General features: G+C 36.3%; 10 protein-coding genes. 6 read left to right on the forward strand and 4 right to left on the reverse strand.

The genetic code is table 11. From position 1 onward, the window contains the following. Positions 1–8 precede the first annotated feature (8 nt). From ICJ84_RS07480 to ICJ84_RS07495, 4 genes are all read right to left on the reverse strand, one after another. Positions 9–2,321: a glycoside hydrolase family 65 protein gene (locus ICJ84_RS07480; RefSeq protein WP_188215748.1), complete on the reverse strand. Its 2,313-nt coding sequence runs from the start codon at positions 2,319–2,321 to the stop codon at positions 9–11. Between the two features lie 48 nt (positions 2,322–2,369). Continuing rightward, the gene (gene pgmB, locus ICJ84_RS07485) at positions 2,370–3,026 is read right to left on the reverse strand and encodes a beta-phosphoglucomutase (RefSeq protein ID WP_188215749.1); all 657 of its coding nucleotides are present in this window, start codon (positions 3,024–3,026) and stop codon (positions 2,370–2,372) included. Positions 3,027–3,038: 12 nt separating this feature from the next. Next, a complete protein-coding gene (locus tag ICJ84_RS07490) occupies positions 3,039–4,394 on the reverse strand; it encodes an MFS transporter (protein WP_188215750.1) in 1,356 nt (451 codons plus the stop codon). Between the two features lie 130 nt (positions 4,395–4,524). Beyond that, a complete protein-coding gene (locus tag ICJ84_RS07495) occupies positions 4,525–5,598 on the reverse strand; it encodes a LacI family DNA-binding transcriptional regulator (RefSeq protein WP_188215751.1) in 1,074 nt (357 codons plus the stop codon). Positions 5,599–5,876: 278 nt separating this feature from the next. On the opposite strand from ICJ84_RS07495, the gene ICJ84_RS07500 reads away from it, so the two are divergent. From ICJ84_RS07500 to ICJ84_RS07525, 6 genes are all read left to right on the forward strand, one after another. Further along, positions 5,877–8,996: a SusC/RagA family TonB-linked outer membrane protein gene (locus ICJ84_RS07500; protein ID WP_188215752.1), complete on the forward strand. Its 3,120-nt coding sequence runs from the start codon at positions 5,877–5,879 to the stop codon at positions 8,994–8,996. A 10-nt stretch (positions 8,997–9,006) separates the two neighbouring features. Further along, the gene (locus tag ICJ84_RS07505) at positions 9,007–10,551 is read left to right on the forward strand and encodes a RagB/SusD family nutrient uptake outer membrane protein (protein ID WP_188215753.1); all 1,545 of its coding nucleotides are present in this window, start codon (positions 9,007–9,009) and stop codon (positions 10,549–10,551) included. Positions 10,552–10,569: 18 nt separating this feature from the next. Further along, positions 10,570–11,922 carry a SusE domain-containing protein gene (locus ICJ84_RS07510; protein WP_188215754.1) on the forward strand — a complete coding sequence of 451 codons (1,353 nt, stop codon included), beginning with the start codon at positions 10,570–10,572 and terminating at the stop codon, positions 11,920–11,922. A 94-nt stretch (positions 11,923–12,016) separates the two neighbouring features. Beyond that, positions 12,017–14,905 (forward strand): alpha-amylase family glycosyl hydrolase, encoded by a 2,889-nt coding sequence (locus ICJ84_RS07515; protein ID WP_188215755.1) that lies wholly within the window; start codon positions 12,017–12,019, stop codon positions 14,903–14,905. 235 nt (positions 14,906–15,140) lie between these two features. Then, on the forward strand, positions 15,141–15,968 hold the full coding sequence (locus ICJ84_RS07520; RefSeq protein ID WP_188215756.1) for a universal stress protein: 828 nt from the start codon (positions 15,141–15,143) through the stop codon (positions 15,966–15,968). Between the two features lie 214 nt (positions 15,969–16,182). Next, positions 16,183–17,025 carry a hypothetical protein gene (locus tag ICJ84_RS07525; RefSeq protein WP_188215757.1) on the forward strand — a complete coding sequence of 281 codons (843 nt, stop codon included), beginning with the start codon at positions 16,183–16,185 and terminating at the stop codon, positions 17,023–17,025. The last annotated feature ends 3 nt before the right edge of the window (positions 17,026–17,028 follow it).

A 17,028-nucleotide genomic window follows, 5' to 3' on the forward strand; every position in this document is an offset into this window, starting at 1 on the left:
TATTCAATTTATTCTGAAACATTCTCTATTTTTTTAGACGCAATTACCTGTAATTTACCATTTACTAAAATTTGCAATTCAGTATTACCTTCTAGTTCAAAAGTGGTTTCCTGTTGCGTAACATAAACCTTTAAAATTTGATTTCGGAAATTGATTTTAAAGGAATACCCCTCCCATTGTTTCGGGATTTTTGGAGTAAACGACAACATATTTTCTACAATCCGCATACCTCCAAATCCTTCAACAATACTCATCCAAGTACCAGCCATAGAGGTAATGTGCAAACCTTCGTGAACCTCCTTATTATAATCGTCTAAATCTAAACGTGATGTACGTAAATAAAACGTATACGCCTGCTCCATACGGTCTAATTTAGCCGCCTGAATGCTATGAACACAAGGCGATAATGAACTTTCGTGAACGGTAAATGGTTCATAGAAATCAAAATGACGCTCTAAATCTTCCTGAGTAAACTGATCTTCGAAAAAGTAAAACCCTTGCAACACATCGGCTTGTTTAATGTATGGCGAACGCAAAATGCGATCCCAGCTCCATTTCTGGTTGATTGGACGTTGCGATTGGTCTAAATCAGCTACTGTTACTAAGTCCTTATCTAAAAACCCGTCTTGTTGCAAGAATACCTGATGTTTTTCAGAATACGGAAAATACATATTATCTGCAACTTGCTGCCACTCTTCAATTTCGGAAGCAGACAACTTCGTTTTGTTCATGATTCGGCTATAATCTGAGTAATACTCAGACTTTACTTTATTTATACTTTCAATCGCATAATGAATACACCATTGTGCTAAATAGTTCGTGTACCAGTTGTTATTTACGTTATTTTCGTATTCATTTGGACCTGTCACCCCTAAAATAACATATTTGTTTTTATCGGTTGAAAAACTGGCTCGTTGCTGCCAAAAGCGAGCTATTCCGATTAAAACTTCCAATCCTTTTTCAGGAATATAGCTGTAATCGTTCGTATAACGGTAGTAATTATAAATAGCAAAAGCTATGGCGCCGTTACGGTGGATTTCTTCAAAAGTGATCTCCCACTCGTTATGACATTCTTCACCGTTCATGGTTACCATCGGGTATAAGGCTGCACCATTGGTAAAACCAAGTTTTCCGGCGTTTTCAATCGCACGTTCTAAATGGTTGTAGCGGTATTCCAGAAGACTACGCGCTACACTTTGGTTTTTAGTCGCCATATAAAACGGAATACAGTAGGCCTCGGTATCCCAATACGTGCTTCCACCGTACTTCTCGCCTGTAAACCCTTTAGGACCAATGTTTAATCTTGAATCTTTTCCTAAATAGGTTTGATTTAGCTGAAATATATTAAATCGGATACCTTGCTGTGCTTTAACATCACCATCGATAGTAATATCGGCCATATCCCAAATATTTGCCCACGCCTGCATCTGCTTTTCTAATAAGCCTAGAAATCCTAAATCTTTTGCCTTACTTAAGACTTCTATTGAAGCAGAAACCAATTGAGATTTCTCATGATTACGATCTACAGTATAACCCCCAAATTTTTCAATTTTATAAGTTTCTCCAGCTTTGATGTCTTTTGAATAACTGAAAACAATTGTATTTGAAGTCGTTTCTATTTCAGGATTTACTGCTACAAAAACATCATTTACAAACACCTGAGATTCCATAAACGTACAGGTATGGAAATCGGTTTTCATGGTTTTGGCTTCAATAAATGCCCGAGTATGTTCATGAGATACTTTTGAAACATCCCAGAACTTATCATCCCAGTTCGTATCTTCATTGGTGATTCCTGCATCTAAATACGGAGAAAATGTAATGGTGGCATCTGTATTTAGAGGTGTAATCTCGTATCTAATAGCGCCAACTTCATCTAAATCCAGACTTAAAAAACGCTTCGTTTTCACGGTAACCTGAACATCGTTTTGAAGCGTCGCCTTAAAACTTCTGGATAGCCAGCCTTCTTTCATATTCAGCTCTCTACGGAATTCTTCAACAGCTTTACAGTTCGATAAATCTAAAGCTTCATCGTTCACCTTTACGTTTATCCCAATCCAATTTGGTGCGTTTAACACTTTCGCAAAATACTCTGGATACCCATTCTTCCACCAACCCACACGAGTTTTATCTGGATAATATACGCCGGCAATATAACTTCCTTGAAATGTCGATCCGGAATACTGTTCTTCAAAATTTGCGCGTTGTCCCATAGCACCATTACCGATGCTGAACAGACTTTCTGAAGACTTTACGCGACTTGCATCAAAGCCTTCTTCTATGATAGACCACTGATCTGGTTTTATATAATCTTGATTCATTTTCTATATTCAAACTGATTTAATTGAAATACATTCAGTTAAAACAGTTTATTTTTTAGGGTTAATTAGTTTATCTATAAATGTCAAAGACATCTCTGTAAAATCTTTAAACACATAATCTGCCTCATGCAAAACATTGGCGTCTCCAATACCAATACTTATCATGTTTGCGGCGTTTGCCGCCTGAATACCTGCCACTGCATCTTCAAAAACAATGCAGTCTTCTGGTTTTACATTCATCTGTTTGGCCGCATTTAAAAACACTTCAGGGTCTGGTTTGGCATGTGTGACCTGATTACCGTCTACAATAGCATCGAAGAACTTTGTTAGGTTAACTTTGTTAAGAATCCCTACGGCATTTTTACTGGCCGATCCCAAAGCGATTTTTTGATGTCTTGAGGATAAATAATTCAAAATCTTTGAAACATCTGGTAAGACTTCATCTTCCTTCATGGTTTCAATAAAGCTCAAATAGTGATTATTTTTTTCAGTCATTAAAACCATAAACTCATCATCGGAAATAGTTTTTTGCCCCCAATGAAGAATCTTTTTCAAAGACTCTACTCTACTCACTCCTTTAAGTTGTTCATTTTGTTCCAATGAAAACTCAATTCCAATGTTGTTAGCTAATTGCTTCCAAGCCTGGTAATGATACTTTGCAGTATCTACAATGACCCCATCGAGGTCAAAAATAAAACCGTTCATTACGATGTTTTTTTAAGATTGGATAACGTCGTCGACGTCTTTAACTTTAAATACTAGTGCAGCAGCAATTAAGAAACTAAACCCACTAACCATTAAAGCCATAATTGCCTGGTCGCCATAAGCATACTTAACTAATGGCCCACCAATTAAAGCATTGATAATTTGTGGAATAACGATGAAAAAGTTGAAGATTCCCATATACACGCCCATCTTCTTTGGTGAGATAGACCCCGCCAAAATAGCGTAAGGCATAGCCAGAATACTAGCCCAGGCAATACCAACACCAATCATAGAAAGAACCAACCAGTTTTGGTCTGGCATAATGTAAATAGAAAGCAAGCCTAAGCCTCCAATAATCAGAGAAACGGCATGTGTTCGCTTTCTACCTATTTTCTTTGCTATTAGCGGTAAAGTAAAGGCGTATAACGCTGAAATAAGATTGTAAACACCAAAAAGGATACCTACCCAGTCGCCAGCATCCTGATAATCGACGCTACTACTATCGTTTACAGGCAAACCATAGATATGCTGTGCAATGGCAGGAACGGCAAATACCCACATACCAAATAACCCAAACCATGAGAAAAACTGAACCCAGCTTAACTGACGCATGGTGGTTGGCATGTTTTTAAAATCTTCGAAAATCGTCTTTAAACCTGCCTTTTCTGAAGTGTCTTCATCTTCTGAATGAGAAGATTGATCATCTTGAAATTGTTCCAATTCTTCTGGAGAATATTCTTTCGTTGTGAATACCGTAACCAAAATGGAAAGCACTAAAATAATCGCTCCAATAATGAAAGACAAAATTAAGTTTAACGGAACCTCTCCTGCAATCGTTGCATTAGATACCCCAAACCAATTGGTTAATGTGTAAGGCAACCAGGAACCAATAACCGCTCCAAAACCGATTAAAGCCGTTTGTACGCTAAACCCTAAGGTACGCTGGTCTGTTCTTAAATTATCACCCACGAGAGCACGAAACGGCTCCATGGCAATATTAAAAGACGCATCCATAACCATTAAGAATCCGGCACCTACCCAAATGGCAGGTAAAAAGGCTGTAAAAATATCGGCTTGTGGCATTAATACAAGTCCTATCGATGCTAAAATAGCTCCGATTAAGAAGAACGGTTTTCTTCTACCGAATTTACCCCAAGTCTTGTCGCTGTAGTATCCAACAATTGGCTGAACGATTAAGCCCATTAAAGGTGCTATAATCCAAAACCAAGATAACTGATGTACATCGGCTCCAAAAATTTGAAGTATTCTACTTGCATTGGCATTTTGCAGGGCGAAACCCATTTGAATTCCCATAAACCCGAAACTCATGTTCCAGATTTGAAGAAAACTTAACTTACGCTTTTCCATCGAAATAGTATTTAATTGATACTATTGATAAGCATAAAACTTATCAAAACTTACTTTGTGAGAAGTGAAAATATAAGTTTTGATTCTGCATCAAAGATATAGAAAAGAATTTTAAAATTCCTAAAAAAAATTATTTAGTCGATTCTCTTTCAATAATTTCGGTCTCTATCACACAGGTTTCAAACGCCTGTTCTCTAGTGTTATCACTGATATTTGCGTCACCATCGTCTTCATCCATTTCTAAACGATCGATTAATAAATCGGCTGCTTTCTCTCCTATTTTTTGTCCGTGCTGACTTACAATAGTTAAACTCGGCGATGCGTGTTTCGACAAAACACCATCGGTAAAACCAATCACCTGCAAATCATCAGGAATAGCTAATCCTAATTTTTTAGCCACCTTCATAGCAGTTACCGCATACAACTCATTCACTGCAAAAACACCATCTATTTTTGGGTTCTTTTTAAATAACTGTTCAATTTCGTTTTCAAGGACATCAAGGTTTTCCTCTAAAGAGACCATATCATCTAACTTTAAAATTAGATTAGGCGCTGCGTACATCTGACTTTCCTCTAAAGCTCGTAAATAGCCTTGGGTACGCAGCCTTCCTACACTTACATAATCCATTGTCGTGATTAATCCAATATGTTTGCATCCGTTAGCTATTAGTTTTTTCACTGCTTTTACTGAGCCTTTAAAATCATCAACAATCACTTTATCGCATTCCACCTCATTTACTACACGATCGAACATAACAATAGGAATGCCTTGATTTATAGTTTCATTAAAATGATGATAATCCTGCTTCAATAAGGTTTCCTTAGAAATCGACAACACAAAACCATCGATACTCCCGTTAGCAAGCATTTCCATATTTAAAACTTCCTTACTAAACGATTCGTTAGACAAGCCAACAATTACATTATAACCACGCTCATTGGCTACAATTTCAATGCCTCTAATAACTGTTGAGAAAAAATGATGTACAATTTCAGGAATTAAAACACCAATGGTTTTCGTTTTTTTGTTCTTTAAACTTAGCGCTATATTATTGGGTTTATAATTAAGAAATTTAGCATAAGCCTGAATACGTCTTCTGGTATTTTCTCCTATTTCCTTACTATCCGCTAAGGCTCTTGAAACCGTTGAAACCGATACGTCTAATTCTCTGGCAATTTGCTTTAATGTAACTTTTTTCTTCATTATTTGTTTTAAATATGACTAAATTTAAGAAGCATTACTAAAAATACGACTAACCTAGTAGAGCTAATTTAGTTTGTTTCTTCTAAATAACCTAAGTATCAAAAAAAATATCGTTCGGAAACGTTTGCGTTAAAAATTTCGTAAAAGTTATTAACACGGAAACGTTTGCGTTGCGAATTTGATAATTAACCAACACCACTAATTATTACATTAGCAATAATTCAACGTGAGAAGTGAAGATATAACAAACTAAACAAAGACATTATAAAAAGAACTGTATGAAGACAATTATTAATGGCGTACTGTTTTTTCTCTTATTTGTGCCCGCAATAGTTTTGGCCCAAACAAGTATTAAAGGAACAGTTACAGAACAATCTACATCTTTGCCACTTCCTGGAGTAAATATTCTCGTTAAAGGTACTACCAATGGTACAGCTACCGATTTTGACGGTGAATATCAGCTTCAAGTAAATCAGGGAGATGTAATCACTTTTACATTCATCGGATATCAAACTCAGGAAATCACCTATACAGGACAAACTGTATTAGATGTTGTATTGGCTGAGGATACGGCCAGCTTAGATGAAGTGGTTGTAATAGGATACGGAAGTGTTAAGAAAGAAGACTTAACCGGATCTGTAGATGTTGTTTCTTCTAAAGAATTTAATAAAGGAGCAATAGTATCTGCCGATCAGCTCTTAAATGGTAAAGCCCCTGGTGTACGAATCACCTCTGCAGGTGGTCAGCCGGATGCAGAACCTAATATTCGTATTAGGAGTGGTGCATCATTAAGTGCCAATAGTAGTCCGCTAATCGTTATTGATGGAATTGCTATTGATAACACTAACCCTGCTGGGGTAAAAAACCCTTTAACCTTAGTTAATCCCAATGATATTGAAAGTTTCAGTGTACTAAAAGACGCTTCAGCAACAGCGATCTATGGATCAAGAGCCTCTAACGGTGTTATTATTATTACTACTAAAAAAGGGACATCTGGAGAACCTCAATTCAACTTTTCCACTAGTATGTCATCAAATTCTGTAAGCAAGAAAATTGATGTTCTAGACGGTTCTGAATTTGTAAGGTTCATTAACGAATATGAAGAAAAAGGTATTTTTGAAGCCGGAACTTCAGATCGTCTTGGCGTGCCAATTAACTCGGTAGATACTAGGGAACAGGCAATTCAAACTTTTATGGATTCTAATGGTCAGGAACGTGCCATTTACAACACAGACTGGCAGGATGCTATTTACAGAACGGCCATATCTACTAATTACGATTTTAGTGCCAGAGCAAACTTGCTTAAAAAAATACCTTTCCGTGCATCAGTTGGCTATAATAATACTGAAGGTGTTGTAAAAACAAGTGATTACGAACGTATAACAGCCTCTTTAAAAATAACACCTAAATTCTTCCAAGATCACTTAAAAGTTGATTTAAACTTGAAAGGTATTTCAGCAGATAAAAATGCTATTGACGAAGGTGGAGCTCTATTTGGTGCCGTGGTTATGGATCCTACAAAACCAATTTACGATAAAAATTCTCCTTTTGGAGGCTATTTTACAACCACATCGAGCACGTCAAACCCAACAGGAATGCTTATTGGTCAGTCGAATCCTTTAGCACTTTTAATGCAACGTACTAGACCTGAAGAGACTCAAAAGATTCTAGGGAATGTCGAAATAGATTATAAAATGCATTTTTTACCAGAATTACGCGCCGTTTTAAATCTTGGTATTGAAGCATCTCGCTCTACAATAGAAGAATACTATTCTGAAAATGCTATTTCAACTTACAGATTAAGCAATGCTTCAGATAGTTATATCTTTAACCCAGGAGTGAACTTTAAAGAAAATCAGCATATTACTAATACAACTCTTGAAGGGTATTTAGTGTACAATAAAAACTATGACGACTCTTTTATTAATAGCTTTGAAGTACAAGGTGGTTATGGATATCAAAACTTTAAAAATGATGGTAATAAAGAACAATACTTATACAATACTGAAACAGGTTTAAGAGAGCTTCAGGTAAATGAAAGCAATCCGAATTTCAGATATTATAATGTATTGAACTTACAGTCATTTTTTGGAAGAAGTAATATTAATATTCTTGATAGATTCTTAGTCACTTTGTCTGTAAGAGCAGATGCCTCTTCTCTTTTTGTTAAAGATGATATTTGGGGCAATGATGTTTGGGGTATTTTCCCTGCGGCAGCATTGGCTTGGAAATTAAAAGAAGAAAGCTTCCTTAAAGATGCTGACTTTGTTCAGGAATTAAAACTAAGACTTGGATACGGTAAAACGGGGCAGCAGGACATTACCGGACTAGCTGGAGGCTACTTCCCTTCTACGCCTCTATTTACAGTAGGTAACAGTACTACACAATATTTACCCGGTGTATCCTTATATTCAGCTAGAGCATATAATGAAAACTTAACTTGGGAAAAAACAACCACTTACAATGCTGGTGTAGATTTTAGTTTCTTCAACTCAGGAGCACTAACAGGTTCGTTTGATGTTTTTAAAAGAAAAACCAAAGACCTTTTGGTTTTAGCTCCAGTAGCTCCTGGACAGGGCTTTACCAACTTATTCCCACAGAATATTGGTGAAACAGAAAATGAAGGTTTCGAGCTTAATTTAGGCATTACTCCTGTAAAGAATGACAATTTCAGTTTAGATCTTAATGGAAATATAGCTTATAGTAAAACCGAGGTTACAAACTTAAATGGAGTAAGTAGTATTGCTGCCGATGAATCTGGCATTCCAACCGGAACAGGTGTAAAACTAGCAAGACATGCTGTAGGTGAAGAAGTGTACTCGGCTTGGGTTTTCAAACAGGTTTACGATGAAAACCACCGACCCATACTAGGGGCCTTTGTCGATTTAAATGGAGATGGACAAATCACTAATGACGATAGATATTACAAAGCTTTGAGACCAAACTGGACTTTTGGGTTAGGATTTTCTACACAATATAAAAACTGGGATTTAAGTGCAAGTTTTAGAGGACAGCTAGATGGCCAAATGTACAATACACGTAATTTAGCTATTGGATATATTGAAGCCGCTATCCCCTCAAACACAGAGAGTTTAAATAATGTTGTAGACTTTTATAATGGTGTTTCTGATACTAACTTCGTAAACCGAAATGGTAACATCCCGTTCTCAGACTACTATCTAGAGAGTGCAGCCTTCCTAAGATGTGAAAATATCACTTTAGGTTTAACGGTAGGTGAAACCTTCAAAGATGTATCGCTTAAAGTATATGCATCAGTAAACAACCCATTTGTTATTACAGATTATTCTGGTCAAGATCCGGAAAACTTCAACGCTATAGATAACAACTTCTATCCTAGGCCACGTGTCTATACTTTAGGTCTAAACATTGATTTTTAAAAAAAAAGTTATGAAAAATAAGATATATATCATTTTATTAAGTTTTACACTAGCGTTTTCAATTGGTAGCTGTACAAGTGACTTAGACACTGAACCACTAGTAGAACTTACCTTAGATGAACTGCTTGCTAAAGATCCAGATGCAGTAAAAGGAATTTTAGCCCGACTTTATGCATCATTTGCTTTATCTAGCATTGAAGCAGCAGATAAATCAGACATTCAAGGAGACGATCCTGGTGAATCGCCTTTCTTAAGAAATCTGGTAAACTTACAGGATTTCTCGGCAGACGGCATGAAAAACCGTTGGGGTGATGATGGATTAGACCAGTTAACAACAACATCTAACTGGGACGAGAACAATAAATTCTTTAGATATCTATTCAACCGAATTTATTTCACTATTCCTCAATGTAACAACCTGCTAACTGTTTTACAGAATGTTAATGTTGAAAATCAAGAAGGTATCATTTCTGAAGTTCGATTTTTAAGATCCTTAGCCTATTACTACCTCATTGATGTTTTTGGCAAAGGAGTACTATCTACAGAAGAAAATTTTGGTGGTACAGAACTGCTTCCTGAGGTAACAAGAGCTGAATTATTTGACTATGTAGAGAAAGAGCTTTTAGCTATTGAAAGCACCTTACCTGCTACTAACGAATACGGGAGAGCCACAAACTCGGCTGCACAAATGTTATTAGCAAAATTGTATTTAAATGCTGAAGTATATACAGGCACAGCAAGATATGATGACGCCTTAACATATGTCTCCAAAGTAATTAACGAAGGTGGCTACCAGCTAGATACAAACTTTATTAGATTATTCTCTGCTGACAACGATACTTCTAAGGAAATCATATTTCCATTAATTGCCGATGCAGATAATAGTAGAAGTTACGGTAACACTACATATATCGTAAACGGAAATTTAAGTACTGACACCATGGATCCGGGAAATTTTGGATCAACTGCTGGATGGACAGGTCATAGAGCTACCAAAGCATGGTATGGATTATATGGTGATTTGGCAACGTCTAATGACAAGAGAGCAGAGTTATTCTGGACTGAAGGTCATAACTATGAAATGGATGACTACCGCGAATGGGAAGATGGTTACCCTTCAATAAAATTCAGAAATATTAATACCGATGGTTCTGGTACAATCACCGAATTTTCAAGTACTGATTTCCCTTTATTCAGATTAGCAGATGCTTACCTTATGTATGCCGAATGTGTACTTAGAAATGCGGGAGGAAATGCAACAACAGCGCTTCAGTACGTAAATGATATAAGAACTAGATCGAATGCCTCTGCTATTAACGCAACCGAATTAACATTAGATTTTATTCTTGATGAGCGTGCCAGAGAATTAAACCTTGAAGGTCACAGACGATCAGATTTAATACGCTTCGGTAAATTTACAGGAAACACATATATATGGCCTTGGAAAGGTGGCGTAAAAAACGGAACTTCAATTCCATCCTCATACAATGTATATCCTATTCCTGCATCTGCTATTCAGGCTAATCCCAACTTAACTCAAAATCCAGGTTACTAAAAAACTAAACTAATTATCATGAAATATATAAAACTTTTATCGCTGTTAATTTTAGCCACCATTGGCTTAACTTCTTGCGAACAAGAAGACGATTTAGTGTTCATTGCTTACGTGCCTGAAGAAGGTATTAGCTTTTCAAATATATTCTTAGAAGAGTATACCTTAACCACAGCAACCTCTAAAAATATTGGAGAGCGATTTACTTGGAAAGACGCCTATTTTGGAGTGCCCACCAATGTAGAATACGAATTACAAAACTCAATTTTAGGCGATTTCACAGACGCCACTGTAGTTGGAACAACAGACGGCAATGAGCTTTCAATTACCATTGGAAACATGTTAACTTATGCTAAAGAAGCAGGACTTGACAACGACCCAAACACCGAAAATCCTAACACCGGAGCTTTATATTTCAGATTAATGGCTTCTCCTGGTACCGACGGTGGTTTACCGGTGTATACCGAAACCCAAACCCTAAATGTTGTATTACCAGAAGCTGTAACTGGTGGTGGCGCTTACGAGGTTTCTACATGGGGTGTTGTTGGTTCTGGTTACAACAATTGGGGCGCATTTGCCGATGCCAAATTTTACACAACCGCAACCGATGGGGTAATTGTTTCTTATGTAAACTTAGTGGATGGAGAAATTAAATTCCGTGAAAACAACGCCTGGGATAGTAATTTAGGTGATGCCAATATGGACGGTATTTTAGATAGCGATGCCGATAATAATATTGCGGTAACTGCTGGTGATTATAAAATTACAATCAATACCAATGATAACTCTTACTCTATCGAAGAATTCTCTTGGGGAATTGTCGGTTCTGGATATAACAACTGGGGAGAAACGCCTGATGCTAAATTATATTACGATTATACAACCGACACCTTCAAAGCTAGTGTTCAATTATTAGATGGGGAAATTAAATTTAGAATGAACAACACTTGGGGAGGCGACTTAGGAGATGCCAACCTGGATGGCATTTTAGACGCCGATGCCGATAACAACATAGCTGTTACCGAAGGGCATTATTTGGTAACTTTAGATTTAAAAGATAATTCATATTCTATTGAAGAGGCTACCGTTTGGGGAGCTGTTGGTTCGGGCTATAATAATTGGGGAGAAACGCCTGATGCTGCCTTAAACGAAATTCAACCTGGAGTTTGGTTTGCCGAAAATATTACTTTAGTTGATGGTGAACTTAAATTCAGACCAAACAATACCTGGAATGGCGATTATGGAGATGCCAATCAAGATAATATTCTTGATCAAGATCCCGATAACAATATTGCTGTTACAGCCGGTAACTATGTCATCAGTATTGATTTTAACGATGCTGATGGTCCTAAATATTATTTAGGAAAACGATAAAATATGGTGACTAATTCATATTTCTAATGTAATGATTAAAAGGGTTGTGTTGCTTTATGATAACGCAACCCTTTTTGTTTAAACTTTAAACAACATGAAAAAATTAATAACAATATTTCTGATCTTTGTTGTATTCTTCAGCCGTGCTCAAGTGCAAGCCGTAGATTTCACAATAGCACCTAATCCGTTTAACGAAGACGATAGTATTACAATAACCTTTGATGGTGCTACAATAGATGAATCAGCATGGGGCGTAACCGATAATGCCTTATACCTGTGGTCTTGGTCTTATGACACCAATTTAGCAAATCAGCAAGATTGTCCTACAAATGGAAGTTGGGACAACTCTGACGAAAACAATCGTTTAACTTATAATGCAACTGCCGATGCATATACTATTACATTCACTCCAACTACATTTTACAACCGAACTGGTATCGGACAAATAGGTTTCCTTATAAAAGCCAAAGATGGTTCAGGCCAAAAACAATCCCAAGATGAACTTGTTAATGTTGGTACATTTCTTGTTTCATTAACAGCTCCTTCACTTACAACTTCTATTATAAATAGTGGTGATAATATTTCTGTTTCTGCCACCAATACAGGAGGAAATGCCGACTATATACTAAAAGCCAATGGTGTAACTGTAAACACGCAAAACAGTATTGCTTCCTATTCCTATACGGACACAAATATTACTGAAAACAAAAATTACACGCTAGAAGTAACCCTTTCAGGTGAAACTAAAATCAAAACATTTTCGGCTATTATAGATCCGGTAACAGTTTCTGAAATTATGCCTGAAACTTATCTGGATGGTATCACCTACGACCAAAACGATCCTACAAAAGCAACTCTTGTGTTATATTCTCCAGGTAAAGATTTTGTATACGTAGCAGGAAGTTTTAATAATTGGCAACCTGATGCGAGCTACGCCATGAAACGCGATCCGTCTCGCAACAGTAAATTCTGGATAACCTTAACTGGATTAACACCTGGTCAAATTGAAACTTACCAATATTGGGCGGTAGATAAAACACCTTTAACGAACTCACCGGCTTTAGTAAAAACTGCCGATCCGTATTCTACTTTGGTTTTATCTCCTTTTGACGACCCTTATATTCCGGCAAACTCCTACCCTGATTTACCAGAATATCCTCAAGGACAAGAACGCGAGGTTACTGTGCTTCAAACCGGACAATCCGATTATAACTGGCAAGTAACTAATTTCACAAAACCCAAAAAAGAAGACTTAGTGATTTACGAGGTATTAATCCGCGACTTTAACTCTAACAGAACATTTCAGGATATCATAGACCGAATAGATTATTTTAAAAACTTAAATATTAACGCCATAGAACTTATGCCCGTTATGGAGTTTGAAGGCAATGAAAGTTGGGGTTATAACACTGCCTTCCATATGGCGCTTGACAAATTTTACGGTACCGAAGCTAAATTTAAAGAATTAATTGACACCTGTCACCAAAACGGCATTGCTGTCATTTTAGATCTTGCTTTAAATCATGCCTTCGGAAGAAATCCAATTGTGCGTTTATGGATGGAAGATGCCGATGGTGATGGCTGGGGAGACCCAAGCCCTGAAAACCCGTATTTCAATCAAACGCCGAAACATTCATATAACGTGGGCTCTGATTTCAACCATTCTAACGGATTTACAAAAACCTATTCCAAACGCGTGGTAAAACACTGGATCGAAGACTTTAAAATCGATGGGATTCGGTGGGATTTAACCAAAGGCTTTACACAAAACTGTGAAAATAATGAAGGTTGTACCAACGACTATAATGCCGATCGCGTGGCTGTTTTAAAAGAATATGCCGATTATAGCTGGAGTTTAGACCCAGACCATTACGTGATTTTTGAACACCTTGGTGCAGACTGGGATGCCAATAATGACGGACAAACCTCTAGAGATGAAGAAACAGAATGGGCGAACTACCGTATCGACGAAGGTAAAGGCATCATGCTTTGGGGAAATTTAAACCACCAATATAACGAGCTAACTATGGGGTATGCCGGAGATATTACCGAAATGGGTCATACTTCTCGTGGATACACAGCGCCTCGATTAGTGGGGTATGCAGAAAGTCATGATGAAGAACGATTGATGTACAAAAACCTGCAATACGGCAACAGTAATACCGATTACAGTGTAACTAATCTGGAAACTGCCTTGTCCAGAATGTCGGCTTTAGGCGCCGTTTCATTAACCATTCCCGGACCAAAAATGATTTGGCATTTTGGAGAATTAGGTATGGAAAACTCTATATTCACCTGTAACAATGGTTCAGTAAACACTTCTGATGATGCCACTAACGGTGATTGTAAATTAGACACCAAACCTCAACCTCAATGGATCAATAGTTGGTTGAGCGATGCTACTCGCAGTCAGATTTATAACGATTGGGCTCGCATCAACAATTTAAAAATTAATGAACCCGTTTTTGAAGGTAACTACACTATAAGTTCCGGAAATTTGACGCCTAGAATTAGTATTTTCACTGGTGATGAAAACACTCCGGGGACAACTTTAAAAAACGTAATCATCATTGCGAATTTTGATATCGTTACCCAAACTATAAACCCTAATTTCCCATATTCAGGAACATGGTACGATTTAATGGATGGTTCTATTATCAATGCAGCCACCTCTAGCCTTCAATTAAAGCCAGGCGAATTTAAAATCTATGGAAACCAAAACAGTACATTATCGGTTTCTAATAAGTCACAATTAATAGATTTCAGATTATATCCTAATCCAACCTCAACGAAGTTTAAGGTCAATCAGAACATTCAAACATTAGAAATCTATGACATGACAGGAAAACTAATTCAACAATTTAGTGGAAATTTCTTAAAAGGTTCAGATTTTAACATATCAAACCTTTCTAAAAACATTTATCTCATTAAAATTGTAAATGATTTAGGAGATACTGGTATTTCTAAATTAGTTAAATTATAAAAATCCACTCACCCTAGAAACAAAAAGGATCCTGAAAACAGGATCCTTTTTTATTTATTTCAACTTAACCCACAGAGCAACAATTCATAACAAAAAACCTAAAGAATAATCAATTTAACAATATTGATATTGAAAATTTGATAAAATAAGATTATCTTAATGGTTAAATGATATTTATCATAATTTTTAAAAACCTCATCCTCTAACTTTACTATATATTTAAAACTAATTACTCATGAAAAATATATTATTACCCACAGACTTTTCAGACAACGCTTGGAACGCTATCGTTTATGCTCTTAAGCTGTATGCCGATGAGCCTAGTACATTTTATATTTTAAATTCAGCGACTATTCAAACAGCTTCTTACGGCACGCTTTCAAGTAAACTAAAAGATATTGTAAAAGACAATAGTAAAAAAGAATTGGAAGCATTAAAAAATCTTGTTGAGACATGCGACCATAATGCAAATCATGAATTTCATTTTTTACAGGGTGCAGAAGACATGGTAACCTGTATGCGAAAGATTGTAAAAGAAAAAAGTATCGATCTTATTGTTATGGGAACCCGTGGCGCCTCAGGTGCTAAAGAGTTTTTCTTTGGAAGTAATACCATTCAAGTCGTTAACCACGTTCATGATTGTCCGGTTTTGGTTATTCCTGAAGATTACGATTTTAATGCCCCTAAACAAGTGGCGTTTCCAACAGATTTTAATAGAAACTATAGTGAAACAGAATTAGCCCCAATAAAACAATTTGCAGATTTATTCAATTCTAAGATTAGAATCTTACATATTAACGTAGAAGAAGAATTGACCGAAAATCAGAAAAATAATTTAGAGCAACTTAAAACACTTTTAGCAGATTACGACCATAGTTTCCATTGGATGCCAAACTATTCTACAAAAGCTTCTGAAATAAACGATTTTATTGAAGAACTTAACATCGATGCCTTAACTATGGTTAATTACAAACATAGTTTCATTGAAGATATTATTAAAGAACCCGTTATAAAACGCATCGGATTTCATCCAATAGTTCCGTTTTTAGTGATTCCTAAATAACTTTAATAAACATTATTAAAACACATTTCGAGGTCACTCTTGAACAGCATAAAGCAAACCATCACCCCCTGTTTATGTTTGCTTTATGCTTTTTTTATTTACCTAAAACACAGTTAGATTATTGCTATTCCATCCATTTTAAACTAAACTATTTCGTACATTTATACAAGCAAGTTTCTGAAAACGATTGTATCAACTGTAATTCGAGTTTATAATGAAAAAGCATTACTTAACCTTAGTCTTTTCACTACTGAGTTCTTTAGTTTTAATGGCACAGGACTCCATAGCTTCTCCCTCATTACAAAAAAATATACCGGATTGGTACACAAATAAATTTGAATTTCATCTTGGAGCATTCTTTCCTTTAAACAACACACAAGTAAGAGTTGGAAGTAATAACAGCGGCAAAGGAACCCTGTTAGATCTTGAAGATAATCTCGGATTTTCTAAATACACTACGTCGTTTTTCGGCACAGCTTCCTGGCAGGTTTCTAAACGTTCGCGGTTTGACTTAAACTATTTTTATTTAAGTCGTTCAACGCGTTATACCATAGATAAAGATATTGTTTTTGGAGAAAACACCTATCATGCTGATGCTGAGATTGAGGCCTTTTTTAACACTCAAATTTTACGATTTTCATACGGTTATGCTATTATCTACAAACCAAAATATCAAATAGGAGCCTTAATTGGTACACACGTATTATTTGGCGATATTGGACTTCGAGCAGAAACTAACATTGGTTCTGGTGAAATTAAAGACAATTTAGATTTTACAGCCCCTCTGCCCGATATTGGAATCTGGAACAAATTCCTGATTACTAAAAAACTTGGTCTCTATAGTAACGTTAATTATTTGTCGCTTAAGATAAATAATATTCAAGGGCGGATACTGAGCTACAATGCTGCCCTGTCTTACAATTTAATACCCAAAGTGAATTTAAATCTGGGGTATACCGGACTTAATTTCAGAGTGGATATTGAAAAAGAAAAGTTAAATGGCTTTTTAAAATGGGGCTATAATGGACCAACCATCACAGCCATGTATGCTTTTTAGATA

The sequence above is a fragment of the Aestuariibaculum suncheonense genome (assembly GCF_014596935.1).
GTDB classification, from domain to species: domain Bacteria; phylum Bacteroidota; class Bacteroidia; order Flavobacteriales; family Flavobacteriaceae; genus Aestuariibaculum; species Aestuariibaculum suncheonense.